The 20,973-nt window shown below is 62.2% G+C and carries 23 protein-coding genes and 1 pseudogene; 14 read left to right on the forward strand and 10 right to left on the reverse strand.

What is annotated here, in order from left to right:
• Positions 1–223 precede the first annotated feature (223 nt).
• From GRS80_RS02090 to GRS80_RS02105, 4 genes are all read left to right on the forward strand, one after another.
• Entirely contained in the window at positions 224–1,000 is a 777-nt protein-coding gene (locus tag GRS80_RS02090) for a type II CAAX endopeptidase family protein (RefSeq protein WP_160046116.1), read from the forward strand.
• 137 nt (positions 1,001–1,137) lie between these two features.
• Positions 1,138–2,004: a hypothetical protein gene (locus tag GRS80_RS02095; protein ID WP_160046117.1), complete on the forward strand. Its 867-nt coding sequence runs from the start codon at positions 1,138–1,140 to the stop codon at positions 2,002–2,004.
• A 136-nt stretch (positions 2,005–2,140) separates the two neighbouring features.
• Positions 2,141–2,593, forward strand: a complete 453-nt coding sequence (locus GRS80_RS02100) for a helix-turn-helix domain-containing protein (RefSeq protein WP_160046118.1) — start codon at positions 2,141–2,143, stop codon at positions 2,591–2,593.
• Positions 2,594–2,799: 206 nt separating this feature from the next.
• The gene (locus GRS80_RS02105; RefSeq protein WP_160046119.1) at positions 2,800–3,669 is read left to right on the forward strand and encodes a hypothetical protein; all 870 of its coding nucleotides are present in this window, start codon (positions 2,800–2,802) and stop codon (positions 3,667–3,669) included.
• A gap of 111 nt (positions 3,670–3,780) precedes the next feature.
• Here the strand turns inward: GRS80_RS02105 and GRS80_RS02110 are convergent, their stop codons facing one another.
• Positions 3,781–4,131: a hypothetical protein gene (locus GRS80_RS02110; RefSeq protein ID WP_160046120.1), complete on the reverse strand. Its 351-nt coding sequence runs from the start codon at positions 4,129–4,131 to the stop codon at positions 3,781–3,783.
• Positions 4,132–4,483: 352 nt separating this feature from the next.
• Between GRS80_RS02110 and GRS80_RS02115 the strand changes: the two genes are divergently transcribed.
• Positions 4,484–5,527 carry a PAS domain S-box protein gene (locus tag GRS80_RS02115; protein ID WP_160046121.1) on the forward strand — a complete coding sequence of 348 codons (1,044 nt, stop codon included), beginning with the start codon at positions 4,484–4,486 and terminating at the stop codon, positions 5,525–5,527.
• A 621-nt stretch (positions 5,528–6,148) separates the two neighbouring features.
• Here GRS80_RS02115 and GRS80_RS02120 read toward each other — a convergent pair.
• Positions 6,149–7,156 carry a PrsW family intramembrane metalloprotease gene (locus tag GRS80_RS02120; protein ID WP_160046122.1) on the reverse strand — a complete coding sequence of 336 codons (1,008 nt, stop codon included), beginning with the start codon at positions 7,154–7,156 and terminating at the stop codon, positions 6,149–6,151.
• A 131-nt stretch (positions 7,157–7,287) separates the two neighbouring features.
• Here GRS80_RS02120 and GRS80_RS02125 point away from each other — a divergent pair, with 131 nt between their 5' ends.
• Together GRS80_RS02125 and GRS80_RS02130 are read left to right on the forward strand one after the other, a co-directional pair.
• Positions 7,288–7,665: a hypothetical protein gene (locus GRS80_RS02125; RefSeq protein ID WP_160046123.1), complete on the forward strand. Its 378-nt coding sequence runs from the start codon at positions 7,288–7,290 to the stop codon at positions 7,663–7,665.
• Positions 7,662–9,098 (forward strand): DUF402 domain-containing protein, encoded by a 1,437-nt coding sequence (locus tag GRS80_RS02130; RefSeq protein WP_160046124.1) that lies wholly within the window; start codon positions 7,662–7,664, stop codon positions 9,096–9,098. The genes GRS80_RS02125 and GRS80_RS02130 overlap by 4 nt, the downstream gene beginning before the upstream one ends.
• A gap of 22 nt (positions 9,099–9,120) precedes the next feature.
• On the opposite strand, the gene GRS80_RS02135 is transcribed toward GRS80_RS02130, so the two are convergent.
• Complete coding sequence (locus GRS80_RS02135) at positions 9,121–9,588, reverse strand: NUDIX domain-containing protein (RefSeq protein ID WP_160046125.1); 468 nt, start codon at positions 9,586–9,588, stop codon at positions 9,121–9,123.
• Between the two features lie 136 nt (positions 9,589–9,724).
• On the opposite strand from GRS80_RS02135, the gene GRS80_RS02140 reads away from it, so the two are divergent.
• Positions 9,725–10,837 (forward strand): hypothetical protein, encoded by a 1,113-nt coding sequence (locus GRS80_RS02140; RefSeq protein WP_160046126.1) that lies wholly within the window; start codon positions 9,725–9,727, stop codon positions 10,835–10,837.
• A gap of 30 nt (positions 10,838–10,867) precedes the next feature.
• Here the strand turns inward: GRS80_RS02140 and GRS80_RS02145 are convergent, their stop codons facing one another.
• Positions 10,868–11,548, reverse strand: a complete 681-nt coding sequence (locus GRS80_RS02145; protein WP_160046127.1) for a hypothetical protein — start codon at positions 11,546–11,548, stop codon at positions 10,868–10,870.
• A 169-nt stretch (positions 11,549–11,717) separates the two neighbouring features.
• On the opposite strand from GRS80_RS02145, the pseudogene GRS80_RS02150 reads away from it, so the two are divergent.
• Positions 11,718–11,960 (forward strand): annotated as a pseudogene (locus GRS80_RS02150) (DUF402 domain-containing protein); the annotation flags it as partial.
• Positions 11,961–11,999: 39 nt separating this feature from the next.
• On the opposite strand, the gene GRS80_RS02155 reads toward GRS80_RS02150, so the two are convergent.
• The 3 genes from GRS80_RS02155 to GRS80_RS02165 form a co-directional block, all read right to left on the reverse strand.
• Entirely contained in the window at positions 12,000–12,458 is a 459-nt protein-coding gene (locus tag GRS80_RS02155; RefSeq protein WP_160046128.1) for an NUDIX domain-containing protein, read from the reverse strand.
• A gap of 85 nt (positions 12,459–12,543) precedes the next feature.
• Positions 12,544–13,524: a bile acid:sodium symporter family protein gene (locus tag GRS80_RS02160; protein WP_343161410.1), complete on the reverse strand. Its 981-nt coding sequence runs from the start codon at positions 13,522–13,524 to the stop codon at positions 12,544–12,546.
• Between the two features lie 49 nt (positions 13,525–13,573).
• Positions 13,574–14,245, reverse strand: coding sequence for a helix-turn-helix domain-containing protein (locus GRS80_RS02165; RefSeq protein WP_160046129.1), 672 nt, complete (start codon positions 14,243–14,245; stop codon positions 13,574–13,576).
• 85 nt (positions 14,246–14,330) lie between these two features.
• On the opposite strand from GRS80_RS02165, the gene GRS80_RS02170 reads away from it, so the two are divergent.
• Positions 14,331–15,128, forward strand: a complete 798-nt coding sequence (locus GRS80_RS02170; RefSeq protein ID WP_160046130.1) for an NAD(P)H-binding protein — start codon at positions 14,331–14,333, stop codon at positions 15,126–15,128.
• Positions 15,129–15,187: 59 nt separating this feature from the next.
• On the opposite strand, the gene GRS80_RS02175 is transcribed toward GRS80_RS02170, so the two are convergent.
• Complete coding sequence (locus GRS80_RS02175) at positions 15,188–16,363, reverse strand: aldo/keto reductase (RefSeq protein WP_160046131.1); 1,176 nt, start codon at positions 16,361–16,363, stop codon at positions 15,188–15,190.
• Positions 16,364–16,389: 26 nt separating this feature from the next.
• Here GRS80_RS02175 and GRS80_RS21045 point away from each other — a divergent pair, with 26 nt between their 5' ends.
• From GRS80_RS21045 to GRS80_RS20900, 4 genes are all read left to right on the forward strand, one after another.
• Positions 16,390–16,716: a hypothetical protein gene (locus tag GRS80_RS21045; protein WP_343161411.1), complete on the forward strand. Its 327-nt coding sequence runs from the start codon at positions 16,390–16,392 to the stop codon at positions 16,714–16,716.
• Between the two features lie 128 nt (positions 16,717–16,844).
• Positions 16,845–17,741, forward strand: a complete 897-nt coding sequence (locus GRS80_RS02185; protein WP_160046132.1) for an acyltransferase — start codon at positions 16,845–16,847, stop codon at positions 17,739–17,741.
• A gap of 76 nt (positions 17,742–17,817) precedes the next feature.
• Positions 17,818–18,141, forward strand: a complete 324-nt coding sequence (locus tag GRS80_RS02190; RefSeq protein ID WP_160046133.1) for a hypothetical protein — start codon at positions 17,818–17,820, stop codon at positions 18,139–18,141.
• 223 nt (positions 18,142–18,364) lie between these two features.
• Complete coding sequence (locus tag GRS80_RS20900; RefSeq protein WP_255455242.1) at positions 18,365–18,490, forward strand: hypothetical protein; 126 nt, start codon at positions 18,365–18,367, stop codon at positions 18,488–18,490.
• A 47-nt stretch (positions 18,491–18,537) separates the two neighbouring features.
• Here the strand turns inward: GRS80_RS20900 and GRS80_RS02195 are convergent, their stop codons facing one another.
• Together GRS80_RS02195 and GRS80_RS20260 are read right to left on the reverse strand one after the other, a co-directional pair.
• Complete coding sequence (locus GRS80_RS02195; protein ID WP_160046134.1) at positions 18,538–19,308, reverse strand: hypothetical protein; 771 nt, start codon at positions 19,306–19,308, stop codon at positions 18,538–18,540.
• 233 nt (positions 19,309–19,541) lie between these two features.
• Positions 19,542–20,894 carry a CARDB domain-containing protein gene (locus GRS80_RS20260; RefSeq protein ID WP_200840303.1) on the reverse strand — a complete coding sequence of 451 codons (1,353 nt, stop codon included), beginning with the start codon at positions 20,892–20,894 and terminating at the stop codon, positions 19,542–19,544.
• Positions 20,895–20,973 lie beyond the last annotated feature (79 nt).

Here is a 20,973-nt window from a genome sequence, read left to right on the forward strand (position 1 = left end):
TTCGAGAGATCGACAACGTGCTTCTTCCGTCCCATTCCTGTAGAGAGGCGCTCAAGGGAGATAACCTAGTCTGTCCACGGTTGGGACGGTACTAGTCGATTCACTCGAGCGAACGCGTAAACAGCCACCGCACTCGTCGACGTGACCGGCACGATCGTTTTATTCTGTCTCACCGACGGAAAAGTATCGTCAGACTCATTTCATCATCCGCCCGAGTACCCGTATGAGCACCCTGCCCGCCCCGAGCGACCAGCCGCCGTCGCGATCCGGCATCGTCGCTGCCCTCGGCTCCATCGGTTTCGTCGTCGTTCCGTTCGCGGTGATTTTCGCCATCGCGTTCTCTTTCATGCTCGCCCTCGTCGTCGCGTTTGGCGTCACCGGCGACCTCGAGGGGTTCGAGAGCTTCCTCACCGGTGAGTTCGAGATTATCGCGCTCGTCGCCGAGCCGGTCCTGTTCGGTGCCGTCACCGCAGGGCTTGCCGCCCTCTCGTTTTCCCAGGGCTGGATTCGAAAACGCGCGCTCGGTATCGAACTTCCGACCCCGAAGGAACTGCTCGTCGGCGCCGGTTCGGTCGTCGCGTTGCTCGGTATCGCAATCCTCGTCGGCTTCGTCACCGAACAGCTCGGCGTCCCATCGTCGGAGCACAGTCTCCTGACCGAGGATCGAGCCGTCGGCTACTACGTCCTGCTCGCGGTCGTCTCGATCCTTCTGATCGGTCCCGTCGAAGAGTTGCTCTTTCGCGGCCTCATCCAAAACTACGTCCGACCGGCGTTCGGCTCCGCGGGTGCCGTCGTCTGGACGTCGATTCTGTTCGCCATTATCCACCTACCGGTGTATCTCACGATGGGGTTCTCGTCCGCGGTCGCCTCGCTCGTCGCCATCTTCGCGCTCTCGCTCGTGATGGGCGGGGTCTACGAGCAGTACCGCAATCTCGTTCTGGTGATGGGCATCCACGGCGTCTACAACGCGGTCGTCTTCCTCTCTCAGGCACCGCTCTAGGGCTGAGCGCGGTACGACTCGCCACCTCACCCACGGCCGCCTTTCGACTCCAAAGCCACGTCTCGACCCCTCGAAAGGATCAAAACGGTATTTGATCCTTCGGTCGCTCTAATACTTCGACGGCCGAACGCTCGAGTATGATAGTCCTCGCGGCGTTCAAGGACGGCTGGACCGCGCTTCGAGCGAATCCAGCGCTCCTGGTCGCAGGCGGGTTCATCGCGCTCGGCGGACAGCTCTCCGTGATCTGGGGAATCGTCGACTCGAGCGTGGCACCGCTGGTCTGGTTCGGCTGGCTCCTCGTCTTCCCGTTCGTCGTGGGCGGGTTCATCGGGATGGCTCTCGAGGCAATCCGTGAGTCGGAGACCTCACTCGAGCGGTTCGTCCGGTCGGGACGGACCCACTACGTTCGCCTGTTGCTCGCGACGATCCTGTACGGCGCCGTCGTGTTCGGGTTCGTCGTGGTCGCCATGCTCCTCAGTATGGCCGGTTCGGTGGTCACGTTCGTCCTCGCGATGGTGGCCTCGACTGCCGTCCCGCCGGAGGTGGTCATGGTGGCGACGTTCGTGGTGATCATCGCCGGAGTACTCCTGGCCGTAGTCGCGGTGCTCGCTTTGCTCGTGGCGGTGCAGTTCTACACCGCCGCCATTGTCGTCGAAGACAAGGGCGTTGTTCCGTCGTTCCGGCGGAGTATCGGGGTCGTCCGTCGAAATCTCCCGAGCGTGATCGGGTTCTCGATCCTCTGGGCGATTGCCCTCGACGTCTTCCTGACGCCGGAGCTCACCCTGGTGTCGGCGCTGTCGGAGTACGGGCTCACGGAACTGCTCGCGATGGAACCGGAGATCGGCCAGGGAGTGTCGATCGCGCTCAGCGTCGTCGTGGCGACGGTCGCTGCCGCGTACTTCTACACCGTCTACACCGCCTACTACGTCCGCTTGCTCCCAAAACCGGCCGACTCCGACGACGCCGACCAACCGACTGACGCCGATCTCAGCCCGGCGGAGTGAGACGGTTTGCTGTCCCGACCTGCCGGCCCACCGGTCGTCCGGGCCGGGACAGCAAACTGAGTGACTCGAGCGAGTTGCTACGAAACGCATACGATCGTTCGACGGAAACACGATTACCACGAGATTCGGACACGACATGACACGACTACTGCCGACAGAGACGGACGCGTCCGTCAGTCGAAGCGGCGATCCGTCGGTGCTGTGTCTCGACGACGAGGAGACGAGGGAGGTCCTTTCGGCTCTCTCCTCGGAGACCGCACACGACGTGTTCCAGCTACTGAACGAGGAGGCCGCGACGCCGGCGACCGTCGCCGACCGCCTCGAGACGTCGATCCAGAACGTTCACTACCACCTCGGGAACCTGGAGGACGCCGGCTTGATCGAGGTCGTCGACACCTGCTACTCGGAGAAGGGTCGGGAGATGGAGGTGTTCGTCGTGGCCGAGGATCCGACCGTCGTCTTTCTCGGCACGAGCGACGACCGCACGTCGATCAAGCGGGCGTTTTCGGCCTTCTCGTCGATCGTCGGCCCTACCGCCGTCCTCCTCTCGATCGCGGAACTGTTCTCCCGGTTTACGAACGACGACTGAGACGGACCGCTACGAGTCTGTCGGGTCGATCACAGATGGGCGAGGGATCGAGCGGCGATCAGCCGTCGCAGATCGTATGAGACGGACAGCAAACCGTTCGAGTTCGGGTTCCGGTGGGACCCACCACTCGAGTGCGGCGTTCAGCCCGGTCCGCGGCCAAAAGAAGTCGGTGAGTTGAAACGAGAACGGGCTGTACTGGAGACCGAATGGTCCCCCGGATCGCGGCTCGAACGGACGTGGATGGCTGTTCCTGTCTGGACTGCCGGAACGTCGGCGTGCAGACACTCCGTCGGTCGATTCTCGACGCGCTGGTCTGGAGCGGACGGCTGTTTCGAGCGCGGCCGTCGATCCTGGCGTTCGCGCTGTTTTTCGTCGGCGTCAACCGCTTTCTCGACGAGATTGCGATCCTGTACGCGCCGGAACCGCTGGTGGATACGGTCGGACTGTTAGCGGCGTTCGCGTTCCTGATCGGACTCCGCGCGTACGTCGGAACGATCGTTGCGGGCGAGATCACCAACGACCGGGTCTCGGTTCGAAGCGCCGTCTGGCACACCCTCCGTCGGACTTCCGCGCTGGTGGGACTGCTCTGTGTCGCGTTTCTCGCGATTCCGGCCGCGATGGGGCTGGTGTCGATTTCGATGATCGTCGCGGTCGGCGTAATGTGGTTCGCATCCAGTCGAAGCACGTTCGTCGCCGAAAGCGATCTGCTGTTTACCGTGGGTGGGTACGTGTTCGTCGGCCTGATTCTGCTCACGTTCGTGCTTCCGTTGGTGATCGTGGTGTTCAAGCTCTGGTTCTCGGTCGACGCCTGCGTGGTCGGCGGCTACGGCCCGCTCGAGTCCCTGCAAACGAGCTGGACGATCACGACGAACCTTCGCTGGAAACTCCTCCTGTTAGTGCTCGCGACGGGAGCGAGCACCGGCTTCTTCTACGTCGTCGGCTCTCTTCCCTCAGTCGGCGGCGACTCGTTCGGGTCGACAGTTGGCCTGCTGTCGACGAGCGTCGGCGAGTTGCTCTCGGTCGTCTGGTACGGCGTCTACGTCCAGCTGTACGCACAACAGATCGTCGACCACTGAACGAGACCGAACTGCGCTCGAGCCTGCACCGTCGAGCGGTTCGCTGTCCGTCGGAACCGGTCTCCCACGACACGTCTGTCACCAGCAAACGGGTCGAACGGGCGGTCCGTATCAGACCCCCGGAACCCCGAACGCGCCGACGCCGAGGCCGAGGACCGTGTTGAGGACGAACAGGATCACGAAGGCGACGAACCAGGCGGCGAAGCCGACGACTGCGGCGTCGATCCAGCCGCCGGGGTAGCGCCAGTTGATGACCCAGATCCAGGCGAAGAGTGCGAGCAACGACCCGACGAGGGGGATCCAGGACGTCACCGCCCACGCGATCGCGCCGAGAAACGCGGTCAACAATGCGCGAGAGTAGCTCTCCTCGTCGGTGACGACGCTCGCACCGAGGTAGATCGCGAGGCTCCCGACGAACAGTGCGACGACGAACGCGACGAGGGACGCGACGGGCGAGATCATCACCACGAACTTACTGTTCGACCGAAAAATACGCTGTGGTGACCGATCGTTCCCGCCGACCGTCAGTGTCCGTTCGGTCGCTCGAGTACCGTCGACCGGCGGTCGGTGGCTCTGCTGTCGTATTCCGCGCCGCGTAATCCACGCCGGTGGCTCTCGTCGGAACGGCTGCTCGAGGGCGATCGTCTCGGTCGTATCGAGAAAATTACCAAATCTCGAGTCGCTTCGTACCGAAAGAGCGGTTTCAGTTCGGACGGTTCTTCGAAAGAGAAGTGATAGAACTCGTGAATAAGCTTCGTACTGACCAACGAGTTGATATGCAACAGCCCGTTATACCTGTCCAGATCATCCTCAAATGGGATCGGAGAGGCGAGAGGAGACACTCAGGGAATTGAACCAGTTCCGAGAAGCCATCATCCAGAGTGCGAACGTGTGGATCAATACGCTCGACGAGGAGGGAAACGTTACGCTCTGGAACAGAGCCGCCGAAGAGATCAGCGGCTACCCTGCCGCCGACGTCGTTGGGGACGACGACATCTGGACGCGGTTGTATCCGGACGACGACTACCGGGAGGAGATACTGCGCTCCGTCGAGGAGATTTTACAGGGGGAGAAAGCCGTCGAATCGTTCGAGACGACGATCGAAACCAGGGATGGGACAGAGCGTATCATCTCGTGGAACTCTCATGCAATCGTCGATTCCGAGGGCGAACGACAGGGCTCGGTGGCGGTCGGCCGCGACGTCACCGAGCGCAGAGAGCGCGAACGGCAATTGCGGCGTCAGAACGAGCGACTCAACGAGTTCAGCAACATCGTGAGCCACGACCTCAGAAATCCGCTCACTATCGCACAGGGGTACCTGGAGTTGGCTCGTACGGAGTGTGACAGCGATCATCTCGAGGACGTCGATATCGCTCTCACGAGAATCGACCAGATCGTCAACCAGACCCTGGCGCTCGCTCGACACGGGCGAACGATCGATAAGAAGGAGTCGACTGATCTGGCTCAACTCGCCGGGCACTGTTGGGAGACCGTCGACACCGCTCGTGGCGAACTGGAGGTCGACGACCTTCCACGTACGAACGCCGATCCGCGGGCGGTCCGTCACCTCTTCGAGAACCTCTTTCGGAACACGATAGAACACGGTGGCGACGACGTAACCGTCCGTGTCGGCTCGTGTGAAGACGGGTTTTACGTCGAAGATGATGGCGTCGGTCTCCCCACCGATATGGCTGACGAAATATTCGAACCGGTCGCGTCAGGGGGTGGTGACTCCGCCGGGCTTGGGCTTGCTATCGTCAAGCGGATCGTCGAAGCCCACGGATGGCGGATTCGGGCGACCGAGAGCACGAACGGCGGTGCACGGTTCGAGATCGTCGGTATCGATCCCATCGAATAAAAGACTGTTGGACCATGCGACCAAACGTAGAAATAACTCACACACTACAGGGACGTATCAAAGACTTCGCGGAGGAACGCGACCTGACACTATCAGAAGCATATACAGAGTTGCTAGAAGCCGGACTCGACACGTTGGAGACTCAGGACCAACAATAACACGGCAGTTTCTCAGCAGAGCTTACGCGATTCACTCCCGCCCTGCTCATAGGGATTATCGTAGCCAACCACCGGTTTCGAATCCTCTCTTTCGGCACTGTCTCTCGGTTCTTCACTGGGAAACGATGAACTCCTACGATAATCCCTATCAGTCCTCGGCTCCGACTGGTGTCGGAACGCTCGTCCTTCGCGGGAATGGCGGGATTCTCTCGCTGAATCAAGATAGCTCATACGGACTGCTGTACGTCGTTACCGGAGTGGCCGCAGGACGGCTCGCGGTCGCTCCGGTAAACCGTTACAGCAGACCGTACCAACCCACGAGAAGACTGCGGATCTGATTCGGTTTCCTGTCTGTTAGTGCCAGCACAGCCGCGACTCCTGGGGTGGGTGCGGCGGTCCATCGGGACAGCAATCCGTACAAACCGAACGAATCGGACCGATGCACCTCGAGGGCTGGATCCCGTCATCTGGAGGGGGGATCGAATTCGGTCAACTCGGGCTGTGATGATCGACGCGCATCGTCCCTGATAGCGTCGTAAGTCCGCCGGTAGCGGGCGATTTTCCGGTAGAGGTAGTAGCCGACCGCGAGGTCGAAGACGATCACGTAGCCGACGAACGCAAGTTCGGGTGTGATAGGATACAGTGCCGCGGCGACGTCCGGGACGACCTGGACGGTACTGTTGTAGGTGGCGTGAAGGACTGCTGCGATCAACAGCCCCTTGACGACGAGCGGTCCGGCGTACTGTGGGTTGAACTTCGCGAGCCCGAGGTAGTAGCCCGCGATGGCGGAGTAGAGGACGTGACCGGGGCCGACGAGTGCGCGGACGGTCGTAATTCCGGTTGCCGCGGCGAAAAATCCGATCTCCGCCTCGGCGACGGTGCTGGCGATGTAGATCGCGTTTTCGATGGCGGCGAACCCGAGTCCCGCGACCGCCCCGTAGACGGCACCCACGATCACCGCATCAAACGACTCGCTCCGGTAGGCGAAGACCCGAACCGCGAGGAGCTTTACGGCCTCCTCGACGGGGCCGACGATCAGGAAGAAAAAGAAGACCAATCCGACTGCGCCGAACCGTTCGAACCACGGACCCGTCAGCGAGTTCACGATCGCCGCGAACGTCGCGAACAACACGGCGAGGACGAACGTGGCAACGAGTAACCCGAGCGGTTCGGAGGACGTGATGTCCGTGTACCAGATGAACCCCGCCAGCAACGCTGCCGGAACGATCGAGAGCCCGAAGAAGACTCCGAGAAGCGGCTGCTCGAGGACGAGATACCCCGGCTGAACGAGCAACAGGAGCGTGATCCCGAGTGCGACCAGCAGGATGATCCCACGCAGCCCGTAGTTGATCCCCCGATAGACGCCGTAGGAGAGCCGGTCGACCGCCGACCGCGGCTCCCAGGTCGAGACGTCGTAGAGGTCGGTCGACTCCTGGTCGGCTCGTTCGACCGGATCTCGCCGTCGCGACATACGACGTCCTACGGCTTGCTTTCCGGTAAGCGTTCGTGCCACCTCGACGCGGACGGCTGTCGACTCCGATCTCTCACGGCGAGTCGGCGAAAACTCGGAATCCACAAAGGGATCGCGCGCCAACGGCCGCTATGCACTTCGATCAGCGAACCCAGCGCGCGCTTCACGAGGTTGGCCTCGAGACCGGTGATCTCCGGGCCGCCTCCGAGGCGGTCGTCGAGGCCGTCGAGGCCGACGCGGCGGCGCTCGAGGACGTTTTCGGCGAGCGCGAGACGGTGTACTCGGATATGGAGATGGCCCACTCGAGTGCGGCCTACCCCGAGCACACGGTCGAGTCGCTCGATCTGACGACCCACGCCGACGAGATGCGGGGCTGGCTGCGCTTCGACACGTGGGGCGCTTACGTCGAGGACGGACGCATTCTGGACGACGACTCCGTCGAACTGACGCTCGGGCCGCCGATCCACGACCGGGTCCGGTTCGCGCCCGACCGGGAGACGTTCCGATGACGGCCGTCCGCGTCCGCGGCATCTACACGACTGCCGTCACCCAACTGCTCGCCGAGAACGGTCTCGAGGTCGTCCAGGCCTCCGGGCCGATTCGCGAGCGGTTCGATCGCGAGTTCGCCGTCGCTCCCGCCGACGGTACGATCTACACGACTCGCGACCGACAGGGACTCGAGATTTCCGGTGACCCCGACGCCGTGGCGGCAGTCTGTACGGAACTCGAGGACGTCGCGATCGACGCGTTCCGGTGGGATGCCGACGTTCCGCGGGGAGCGGTCTTCGACGCCGAGGTGCTCGAGGCGGGCGGTGGCCGCGGCGCGCCCGTCGACCTGGGGGACGGCCGGCGGGGCTATCTCAAATACGACGACGTCGACGGCTACGTCGACGCCGGTAACCGCTATCGCGTGCAGGTCGACGAGCCGACGCCGCCGTGGGACGACGATCGGCCGCTCGTCGAGCCGACCCTCGAGGTCGAGGGCGGTCTCTGTACGCTCTCACGGGATCGGACCGGGGTTTCGGCGGCCGTCCGCGGCGAACGTGGCGAGGAACTCGTCGGGATGACCGACCTCCTCTCGACCGACGTCCCCGATGGCTGGGGACTGCGCTGGCAGGAGACGGCGGCCGACGCCGACCTCGAGGCGATGGGCGAAGCGCTCGAGCGGGCCGTCGACCGGCTGGGGGCGCTCGAGGACGAACTCGCCGACGCGCCCGCCGAACCCGGCGAACCGGGCGAACTCGCCGAACCGCGGGCGACGGCGTGGCTCTGGTTTGGCCGCGAGTCGCGGTTCGCACTGGACGACGCCCGCCGCGAGGTCGAAACGACGATGGCCGGCCACCACCGGACGAAAGCCGCCGACCGCGCGGCGAGCGCGGCGGTCGACTTCGCCGAGGCGGTCTGTGGATCGGCGACGACCGACGGGAACCCGGACGGCTCGTTCCCGTTCGACGCCGTCTCCCGACAGTTCGGCCCCGCCGAAGGTGATCGCCTCGAGATTGGCCACGGCAAACCCGACGGTCGGCTGATCTCGCTTGGCTACGGCGACGTCACCGCGGTCGATTCCGAGGGGAAACTCACCCTCGAGCGCTCGATGGGCGGCGGCGGGAGCTACGATGCACTCGATACGCCCAAAGAAGACGGCGATACCGCCGTAACCAAGTTCCGCGAGGGTCGGTGGTGGTATCCGACGACGTACCGGGGCGCCGACGGCTCGACGAAGGGGACGTACGTCAACGTCTGTACGCCGGTGGAACTGTTTCCCGACGTGATCCGGTACGTCGACCTCTACGTCGACGTGATCAAACGCCCCGACGGAACGGTCGAGATCGTCGACGCCGACGAGCTCGAGGCTGCCGTCGACGAGAGACTGGTCGGCGAAGACTTAGCGGAGAAGGCGAAAAGTGTCGCCGAGGCGGTCGAACGCGCGCTCTCGAAGTGAGCGAGTTCGGTTCGGATTCGTCTCAATCGGACGCCAGCGCGGCCGCGTCGGCGTCGGCGACGTCGACCGTCGGGAGCAAGTGGACGTAATCGTCGAGGTCGAGTGCGAACTCGCGGCCGATCGACGGGCGAACCCAGGAGAACTCGAATTCGGCACCGTGTTCGTCGCCGCCGTCGTCGACGACGTGCGTCCACCGGTCGCGTGGCTCGTAGACGTTCGCGTGGAAGAAGTGGCGAACGTAACGTTTGGGCGGCGAGTGCCGTCGGGTCCAGACGTCGGTCGCGAGCGGGCGCGTTCCCGCGAGCGTCCCGAGTCCGCTCTCCTCTCTGACTTCGCGAAAGAGCGCCTCTCGCGGTGACTCGCCCGGCTCGAGCGTCCCTTTCGGAATCTGTAATCCGTCGTGGCCCGGCCCCTCGAAGACCAGCAACTCGCCGGTCTCTCGAGTGATGTAGGCGCACGCCTTCTGAATGAATGCGACCTCCCATGTCATTAGGAACATACGATAAACACATAGATACATATATGGGTGTGAGATGGAATATCATATTATATATTAAGATATCGCATTTTATTTATAATATTATACTCTTGGAATGATAAGTTATAATTGTTCCTGGGTATCACCTATGGATGCAATGAACCGTGATGGCAATAACTGCGAGGCAGTATCGAGAAGAAGAATATTACGATCAACCGGGATTGCCGGTAGTATTGCTGTTTCATCAAATCTCGTAGGGTCAGCCAAAGCGGAAAAAACAGTTGAAATTATAACACATATCATAGGAGATGAAGAAAACGAGATCACCAAGAAAGTACCCCGCTCTTGGAAGGAACACTCTGACAGAGTCTCATTGGTGCGAGAACAGGTCCAAAACGAATATATCAGGCAAAAAGGTGTGGAATCAGTATCGATTGGGCTTGGAAACGAATATTTCGGTGGGAAACGTGGCTTTAGTATCAACGTAGGAGTTGATTCTGAGGAATTAAACGTCTCTCCGAACGCGGTTACTCCAGATACAATTGATGGAGTAGAACTCAATGTTGAAGAAGAACCTGAAGAAGTTGAAGAAAGTTGTGATGATAAATGCTGGAATTCTTCTACATTTGATCCGACGCCAGGAGGAGTGCTTTTCGCGGGAGCAACAGCAGGGGCTCGGTTCTTCGCACACGGAATACGAGGAAACGACTACATGATTACCGCTGCACACAATGTTGATTTAGATTATTGTGACAAAGATCTAGTTGGAAGTGAGGTTGAACAACATTGTAACTATTGGGGTGAAGTGATGGAACAATATAATGCCTTAGACATTGTGATGGTGTCGTTGGATAGTGATTATAGTATGAACGGAGAAATTGAGCAACATCCATCCCCTGTTGATGTATCTGGGTATGTGACGCTGAACGGTCTTAAGGATCTAGAAAGCGATGGTGAGACCGTTTATAAAATGGGCTGTCGAACAGGAATGACCTCTGGTCCAATCTTAGAAACCGAGGTTTCTAGATCCAGTTGTCCAACTTTTCAATCGGAGGGTATTGAGATAGAGCTAGATTCCGCTGCTGGTGACTCTGGATGCCCATATTACGATCTTCGTAATGGAGGTGCCTATCTGATCGGATTCCATTCTCGAGGAGTAAACACTACTAGTGAGGAGATCTGCAATAGATACGTAACATCTCGAGTAAGGGGTTCTACTGCATATTATATTGCAGACGAGTATAGCGGATATTTTGACTGATCTATAACATTGAATATGTCGGATTGACCACTATATCTCGGGTGTGACCGAACCCTCAGTGGTATTGAAATGAGTTCGTGTGCTCTCTTTGACAGTTAAACTTATACGAGCAAATTGGATGTTCTTTTCATGCCGTTTGATTTCAATGATTGACTCTCTGGTTGTGTCACCGTAGTGTTCCCAAGGCACGGTGTAGTATCCGTAGAGGTGTACACCGTCTTCGATCTCCTCAATACGCGCCCATCTATGCTCCACAGTTCTTGAACCCCAGCCGGATTCGACAACAACTAACACAGACTCATCAAAATCGACATGAGAAATTTGAGCAGGTACTTCTTCCATCTGGTTTCTTTCCACAAATTGGCTTAGTTCAGTTTCCGAGATGATAGTATCTGACCAAAACGCATGGTTCGCGTCTGGGACTCTTGGTTCCTCCAATAACTTACCCTCCTCCAAAACATTAAACTCAACTGAGGGCACTGTTTTCATATGCTCCCCTAAATATTCATCATTCCATTGTGTTTCTTCCTCCACTGTTTCTGGTTCATCAGGTTCCACAATCTCGTAAGGAGGCTCATCAACACGTGTTTCCTCTACAATTTCTAGATTTTCTTCTTTTTTAGTCTCACTATCATCCAAACCTTCCGAGCTCAAACAACCCGACAGGAGGGCACTAGCTCCGATTACTTCGATATACTTCCTCCGGTACATAATCTGATCTTATTTACCAGAGGGGAAATTTTTTGTGGTTAAAATAAGCCTTCCAAGGCGTCGAACGGGACCGAGAGGATTCGAACGGCTCGAGAAGCGGAGAGATACTCAATCGGAGACTGCGGTCGGTTCATACTCGACGATCCGATCGAAAAGCGCGATCATCGACCGCGGTTCCGACGGAGGAACGAATGGAACGTACGTCAACGTCTGTACGCCGGTCGAACCCTTTCCGGACGAGATCCGGTACGTCGACCTCTGCGTCGACGTGATCAAACGCCCCGACGGAACGGTCGAAATCGTCGACGCAGCGGAACTCGAGGCCGGCGTCGACGAGGGACTGGTCGGCGAAGACCTGGCGGAGAAGGCGGAAAGTGTCGCGGAGGCGGTCGAACGCGCGCTCTTGAAGTGATCCGGTACGTCCACATTCGGTAGAAGACTGCCGACAGAATCAGTCCGAGGCGATAGCGACCTCCTCGAGTCGCTTCGTCGCGGGCAGCAGGTGAACGTAGTCGTCGAGGTCGAGTGCGAACTCGCGGTCGATCGATGGGCGAACCCAGGAGAACTCGAATTCGGAACCATGTTCGTCGCCGCCGTCGTCGACGACGTGCGTCCATCGGTCGCGTGGCTCGTAGACGCTCGCGTGGAAGAAGTGGCGAACGTAGCGTTTGGGCGGTGACCGCCTTCGGGTCCAGACGTCGGTCGCGAGCGGGCGCGTTCCGGCGAGCGTCCCGAGTCCGCTCTCCTCTCTGACTTCTCGAAAGAGCGCCTCCCGGGGCGATTCGCCCGCCTCGAGCGTCCCCTTCGGAATCTGTAACCCGTCGTGGCCCGGCCCCTCGAAGACCAGCAACTCGCCGGTCTCTCGAGTGATGTAGGCACACGCCTTCTGGACGTAGGTGACCTCATCCATGTTACGATATAACACACTGGCTGGACGTAAAAGGATATCTCCCAGGGGATTAAATGTGATTAAGGGGATTTGGTGGGTTCGGAGATCAATCGGAGACGGAGTCCGATTCGTACTCGGCGATCGGTTCGCCGTCGCGCCGGACGAAGACGGTCGCGAGCGCTGGCCCGGTCACGTTGTGCCAGACGCTGAACAGCGCCGGAATCAGGGCTGCGATCGGATCGAAGAACGCGACCGCGAGCGCGACGGCGAGGCCGCTGTTCTGGAGGCCGACCTCGAACGCACAGGCGCGGGCTCGTTCCTCGCTCATCTTCGTCAGCCGACCGAACCCGTAGCCGGCCCCCAGACCGAGGGCGTTGTGTACGACGACCGCGAGCACGACGACGACGCTGGCTCCGAGGACGTCCCCTGCGTTGAGGCCCACGACTGCGGCGACGATCACGACGATGACGATCACGCTGATCGCCGGGAAGATCGAGAGCCCCGCCTTCGCCGCCGTCGGCGCGTATCTGTCGAGGAGCAGGCGGAGGACGACCCCGGCGACGACCGGGATCAGCACGATCAGGACGATCTCCTGGGCCATCTCGGCGAACGTGACGGTGATCCCCTCGCCCACGAGGACGACCACCCACGCCGGCATCACCAGCGGCGCGGCGAGCGTCGTCACCGAGGTGATCGTTACGGACAGAGCGACGTCACCACGTCCGAGGTACGTCATCACGTTCGAGGCCGTCCCGCCGGGCGCGGCACCGAGGAGGATCAAGCCGACGCCGATCTCCCAGGGAATCCCGAGGCCGACGACGAGCAGATACGCGAAAAGCGGCATGCACACCCACTGGGCAGTTGCGCCGACGAACACGTCCCGGGGCCGCTCGAGGATCCGCCGGAAGTCCCCCGGCGAAAGCGTCAACCCCATACCGAGCATGACGATCCCGAGCAACGGCGCGATGTAGTCGGCGATCGGGGTGAACGTCCCCGGCGTGTAAAGCGCCAGCGCCGACCCGGCCAGCACCCAGACGACGAAGTACCTGCTCGTGAGCCGGCCGACTCGCTCGAGAAGCGGTATCACGTTCTCTCCACCCCGACACGCGTCGGTTCACACTGATCCGACGCCGCACTCATATCCACCGCCTCGAGCCGTCGAACAGCGCTCGCAACGCGTTCGCCTCTCCTCGGCGGAGGTGTTCGGCGGCCGTACTCGGCGCACAGTCGATCGCGTCGGCGACCGCCTCGTGGTCGGCTTCGCGCGGGACTTCGTAGTAGCCGACCGAGAGGGCGGCCTCGAGCGCCTCGCGTTGGCGCTCGGTCACCGTCGATTCGACCGCCCCGGAGAGCGCGGAGAGGCCGCCGACCGCGGAGATCGTCACGTCGATCGGGGCCGGAAGCGCCTCGAGCGTTCGCTGGATCTCCTCGGGCGGACCGAACACCGCGTAGGATACCGTTCCGTCGGCGTACTCGAGCGGCGGGAGCGCGACCGCAGGACACCGCTGGGTCGCGCCGAACAGTTTCCGGAGCGGTTCGGTCGTCGAATCCCGGACGTACGCGTAGAACGAGCCGTCGTCATCGGTGGTGAGCGCGTAGTCGAACACCTCGGGAATGCGCTCGAGGGCGTCCCGGAAGGGGTCCTGGACACCCTCGACGTAGTGCATCATTCCCAGTTCGTCGCCGACGAAACTCCAGTGCATCGCGATTGCTCGCTCGACGTACGACGCGTTGACCAGCACGTCGTACATCGGATGGATTTCGGCCTCGCGGCCGCCGGCATCGAGAGTCAGCCGGACGTACTTCATACTCGTCCTGTCGACTCCCTATACTTAAATCATCCAGACGTATCCGGCGTCGCCGATTCGGTCGTTCGGTCCCAACTAGGGATCGATGACACCACGGACTCGGACGCTCGTCACCGGCGCGACGGGGACGCTCGGCAACGCACTCCGGCCGCGCCTCCTCGAGGCCGGACACGACGTCCGGGCGGCGAGCCGATCACCGCCGTCGGCGGACGACAGCGACGTCGAGTGGGTCGAACTCGACTTGCTCGATGGGACCGGACTCGAGGAGGCGCTCGCCGACGTCGACGTCGTGATTCACGCCGCGTCGGCTCCGCGAGGCGACAGCGAAGCGGTCGACGTCCGCGGCACCGAACGGCTCCTCGAGGCGGCCGACGATGCGGACGTCGAAAACGTCGTCTACGTCTCGATCGTCGGCGTAGACGAGATTCCACTCTCGTACTACGAACACAAACGTCGGGCCGAGCGGGCGGTCGAGGACAGTTCCGTCCCCTCGACGGTCGTCCGCGCGACCCAGTTTCACTCGTTTGTCTTCGAGTTGCTCGAGACGGTTGCTCGAGTGCCCGTCTGGGCGCTGCCGACGCAGTTTCGCATCCAGCCGATCGACGTCGGTGAGGCGGCCGACGCGATCCTCGAGTACGCGACCCGCGAACCGAGCGGCCGCGTCCCTGACGTCGGCGGACCCGACGTTCGAACCGTCCGAGAACTCGCGGCGGCCTACCGGGATGCGACGGGCGTTCGCCGGCCGATCGTTCGGCTTCCGGTCCCCGGTTCGACCGCCGCGGCGTTTCGCTCCGGCACGGCGACCTGTCCGGATCGAACCGTCGGAACGACCATCTGGGAGGAGTGGCTCGGCGATCGCCTCGAGTCGACCGCCGAACGGTAAGGTCTTCCTGACGGTGAACGAACGTCGACGCCTCCGGTAAATCGGTACACCAGACCGTATCAGTCGGCCGCGAGTGTGTCGAGTCCCGCCGACTCGATGTCGTCGCCGTCGACCGACGAACGAAGCGAGTCCATCCCGTCGTCGCGGTCGATGTCGAACCCGTCCTCGTACAGCCGCCCGACACGGGCTATCTCCTCGTCGGTGAGCGTTGGAACGTCGCTGGCGGCCGCCCACTCGTCGATGTCGTCGGTCGTCCGGAACGTGGGCGTGACGCTCGCGACGGGATCGTGGGATAGCAACCACGCGATCGACGCCTGTGCCATGGTCCGTTCGCGTTCACCCGACTCGTCGCGCTCTGGCGGGCTCTGCCCGCTCACGGCTTTGCCGTTCGCTTCATCGAGGCCCTCACTCCGTTCGCGCCTCGCACCGCTCGAGTCGTCCGCGGACCGTGGCTCCGCGCGCTCCAAGAAGCGAAGGGTCTCGAGTTTCTCCCAGCCCGTCTCGTACCACTCGTCGGGCCGGAAGCCGCGGTGGTCACCGTCCTCGAGTTCGGTTGCGGGCGTGACCTGTTCGTTCAGAATCCCCGAGGAGTGGGGGACGCGCGGGACGAGACTCGTCGACGACCCCGTCTCCGCGATCGTCTCGAGGAAGTGGGTGCCGACCGCCTGTTCTAAAACGTTCCACACCAGTTGTATCGAGTCGAACTCCCGCTCGATGGCGAAATTACCCTCCGCGAGCCAGCCGATCGACGGACCGAGTGCGAGTCCGCGGGCGCGGATCACCCCCTCTTCCTCGAGTTCGTCGAGCAGTTCGAGGACGTCCGGCGTGATCTCCTCGACGTTGGCGTTGTGGAGCTGGAGCACGTCGATCACGTCGACGTCGAGGCGCTCGAGGGAGCGTTCGACGGCCTCGCGGAGGTAGTCCGGATCCATCTGCTTGGGGAGTTCCCCGTGGCCGGCCTGGGGGTTGTTGTAGAAGTCGTAGCCGACTTTGGTGGCGAGGGTGACGTCCTCGCGGACGTCGGCGATGGCCTCGCCGATCAGTTCTTCGCTCCGTCCGTGGCCGTAGACGTCGCCCGTATCGACGTAGGTGACTCCCCGATCGATGGCGTAGCGAACCATCTCGCGGGCGTCTTCCTCCGAGCGGTCACCCCACCAGTCGGTGCCGACGACCCACGCGCCGAAGCCGACCTCGCTGACCTCGACATCGGAGTCGCCCAGTCGACGGTATTCCATAGTTCTCATTCAGATCGAGGGGACTTATGGCGTCCGGAACGGTCAACGCGCCGGTCCGAACCGGTTCGGAAACCCTCCTCGAGCGTGCCCCCGGTACCGAACGGAGCCGAACCGCTCTTGATGGTTCGTCGACTACGTCGAGTATGGACGGCGCTCGCCACCGATCGCCCGATCGGATCCTGCTCGCGATCGTTCTCGCCGTCGTCGTGCTCGTTCCCCTCGCCATCAGCCAACTCGAGGTCCGACCGGACCGGATCACGGTCGGGACGGTCGTAGTGAGCATCTTGCTCGTCTCCGGCTCGATCGCACTCCCCGCGCTCATCCTCTCGCGATGGCAGGCCGCCGACCGGTGAGCCGACCGTCGACTCGCCGAGCAACTACCGGCCCAGTCCCGTCCCGATAACACTCGAGTCACCCGTACAATGCGGCGAGACGGACGTACAACCGAACCCCTATCAACTCCGCAGCGTAATTTCGGAGTATGACAAAGCGGTACGTCTCGCTCCCCGACGAGGCGGAAGACGGTATGCGGGAGTTCATCGACGAGGTCGATCGTCGACTCTCGAGCGACGAGGACACCTGTTCAGTCGTCGAGGATATCCTGATCGACCTCTCGGGTGACCGGGACGCCTACGAACGCTGGCAGCACGGTGAGTCGGTTTCACCGGCCGAACGCGTGCGACTCCAGAGCTACGACCCCTGTAACACGACTCTCGAAAGCGAGTACTACGCCGAAAAGGACGAAAAACGATTTCGGCGGTCGAAACACCTCCAGTGGCTCTGGCGACAGTTCGACAGTCTACCGATCGCGGACAACGTCGAGTTCGCACTCCGGTTCCGTCGGATGCTCGCGGATCACCTCTTCGAGGAGTGCGGGGAGGGCTGTCGGTTCTTCAAGGGAATCTCGTTTACGTACGGTCACAACATCACCATCGGCGACAACGCCGTCGTCCACGACGACGTCCATCTCGACGACCGCGGGAAACTCACGATCGGCGATCGCGTCTCGATTTCCGACGGCGTCCACGTCTACAGCCACGACCACGACGTCGTCGACCAGACCGCGGTTCGCAACTACCACACGATCATCGAAGACGACGCACGAGTCACGTTCGATTCGATGATCCGGGCCGGAAACCGGGTCGGCGAGAACGCTATCGTCGGTGCGCGAGCGGTCGTCCAGAACGACGTCCCCGCCCACCATATCGTCGTCGGCATGCCGGCACAGAGCGTCAAGATCAAACCCGGCTGGGAGTCGGTCGCGACGCCGATCGACGAGGCGGGCGTCAACTGCCAGGAGCAGCGCCGAATCGAGTACGACCTCCCCGACGACCTCGAGGTGTTCGACGAGTTCGACCGTGACCTCGATCGCACGTAATCCGTTCTCGACCGTGACTGTGTGTCGATCCTGACTCAGGGAACATCCAAGTGCCTTGCGAACGAATAGCACAGTGATGGATCTCGTGGGTTGGATCATCGGCTACATGATACTGTTCGCCCTCCTCCATCTGATACTATACTACGTGTACGCCCGCCGCGAGGATGGGGAGCAAACACGCGCCCCATCGTTCGCCGATCCCGACCGAGGGCGGTCGAATCTCACACCCAGCTCCGACCACTATCCACGCGCACCCGACGACGTCGACGAGCTAGATGACTCCGACGGGGAACACGACGTCGACGGCGAGACGATCCGCTGTCCACACTGCGGTGCCCACAACGCGGCCGACCAGACGTTTACGTACTGCTGGCGCTGTATCTCCACCCTTCGCCACTAGTACTCCCACGCGTCGACTACAGACGCGCTCGCTGACTACCTCGGCGCCGATCCGACCGATAGCCGACTCTCGCCGCTGAATTGGACTCTCTCCCGCGCGGAACCCGACGGGACGACCGTCGGTGACCGGAGACGTTAGCGGAACTGAACGACACTATTTCATGAGGTTCGTTTGAAATTACCGGTCGGAGAAAACATATGTATGTAGGCGACGTTCCCTTTGTATGGTCCTCCAAATTAGGGATACACTCCAGTTCTTCGTTGGGTTTTCCCTCGCCATCGCCGTCGTCGTCGTCGGCGTCGTCGCGTACTTCGAGCTCGTGAACCTCCTGTTTGGCGTTACGCCGTAGCCGCGCATAGCGATGGACCCCATCGCACCGACGAGTGCATAGTGACTCTACCCGGTCGACGGCCCCAGTTCGCGTCTCGTCAGCGCAAACTCGAGCGCCTCGAGGTGGTCGACGCCGACGACGGCGACGGCGTCACCTTCGTCGCGAACGTCGGCGAGTCGTTCGGCCATACATCGCTCGCGGGTTTCGTCCCGGTAGGCCAGTGCGGTCCCGTCCGAATCGACGCCCCCGAGCAGCGCCTGGACGGTCGCGACGTGGGAACGCTCGTGGGCGGCCTGTCGCTCGGGCGGGTCCGTGTGCGTACAGTCGTACTCGATCGGGTCGTCCCGCGTCACCGTCATCGACGTGGCGTGGGTCAGCGTGGCGGCGGCCCGACAGGCCAGCGCCTCCCGTGTCGCGCCGCCGAGACTCGAGACGACCCGGCGGGCCGTCGCGGGTGAGACGCGGTCGGCGACCAGCCGGGTTACTAGCCGCCGGACGAACGACCAGTTCGGGGCGTCGATGCCGACGACATCCGCGTCGGGTGACGCGCGGATCGCTGCGCTCATCTCGCCGCCGAATCGTGGCGAATCGGATTCGTCCGCGCCGCCAGCGGCGTAGGTACGGTACAGCGGGAGGGCAGCCGACGGCAACTCGAGTGCGAGGACGTCGGGATCGACGGCACCGAGGACGCGCTCGACGCGGGCGACGCTCGCCGGGTGGTCGTGGACGACGCCGAGGAGGATCAGATCACCGGCGGATCCCTCGAGGTGGCGACAGAACTGCTCGGTGATCCGTGGGTCGTCGAACGATTCGGGGACGGGCGGACAATCGTCCATTGTTCGAACGGTAATACGTGACTACCGGCATAACGCTTCCGTTGTGGTAAACAGTTGATTAGAAAGAAAGTCACTCTCTGGAGAACGACTCCGCGACAGCTCTCACGAGAGTTGCCGACGGTGTTCGGCCACTCTCCTCTCGATATCCGCATCTCGGAGGAGAGGGAAGCGTACGTGTAGGCACTGGATACTCGAGATCGGCCGCGGATCGACAGTGGATACTGACGGCGTCGTCAGTCGGCCGTCCCCCACACCCGAACCGAGCGCTCGTCCGAGCCGTCGCCGGCGTCGACGACGACCGGGAACTCGGTCGTCTGCGCCGCGGGGTAGGTCCGATAGCCGAGACGGACCGTCTCGCGCTCGCCGGCCTCGAGCGCCACGGTGGTCGAATCGACCGTCTCTGGATCGTGCCCGACGACGAGTGTCACCTCCCGGCTGACCCGTTCGGTCCCAGCGTTTGCGACCTCGGCGACGACCTCGAGCGGTTCGCCGGCTCGGACCGGAGCGTTGGTCCTCACGATCGTTACGTCGACGCCCGCTCTGGAGTCTGAATCGTCTCGAGCGACCACCTCGACGGTTCGTTCGTCGGCGTCGTCCGCGCCGACGACGCGGACGGGAAACCGATCGTCGTGGTCGACGGGGTACGTCTCGAACGCGAACGAGACCCGTTCGGTCTCCGGCCAGTCGACGGCGACCGTCCGGGCGTCGACGACCTCGGGATCTTCGCCGACGACGAACTCGAGTTCCTGGGTCGGGTCGCCGATCATCATCGTATCGCCGACGTTCTCTACTTCGGCGACGACCTCGAGTCTCTCGCCCGCGAGGACGGGGTCGTTCGTCTCGACGATCCGAACCGCGAGCGGCGGACGTATCTCCGGCCCGTCGACGCTCGCCGCGTCGCTCAACACGCCCGTTTCGGAGACGGCGATAGCAGACGTTGGATAGCCGGCACTCGTCCAGCCCGGCGGCTCGCGGACGAGCGTCGCGCTGTCGGTCTCGCCCTCGAGATCTGTGACGTCCGGGACCGTCATGTTCTGCCCCTCGACCCAGACGAGGTACTCGAGGGTCCCGTCTCGAGCCGACGACTCGGCCGTAAACGTCACGGGGTCGTCGACGCCGACCCGCTCGCCGTCGCCTGGCTCGGATCGGAGATCGATCTCGGGCGGTCGTGCGCCGTCGGGATCGACGTGTACCGTCCACGCGGTTGATTCATTTGCCCCATACATTGCGGTCACGCGGTGGGTTCCCGGCGAGTCGAACGTCCGAAACGTCGCCGGAACCCCGGCTGCGTACTCGTAGTCGGTCGCAAGCGGCGTTCCGCCGCCGCCGGTCTCTCCGTCGCCGCCCCATTCGACGTCGCCCGGATCGAACCCGACAGGGGCCTCGAGTTCGAACAGCAGCGTCGATCCGGGAACGACTGACACCTCGCTCGCGGCGGGGGTGTGCCGCTCGAGGGCGGACGCCGTTGTGCGTCGTGTGCGGCGTTCGATCCCGCCGGCGACGTCGCCGGCACCGAGAAGCGATCCGATCCCACCGATTGCGGCCCCCTCGAGGACGGCTCGTCGGCCGAACGCTCGATCTGGCATACCCGGTTGTGCTGGGCTCCCGGAATGAAAAGATCGGGCGACCGTTACGGGAGAAACGAGTGCTTTCGACCGCGAGTAC

Origin of the sequence: Natrialba sp. INN-245 (assembly GCF_009807105.1) — an archaeon.
Taxonomy (GTDB): domain Archaea; phylum Halobacteriota; class Halobacteria; order Halobacteriales; family Natrialbaceae; genus Natrarchaeobius; species Natrarchaeobius swarupiae.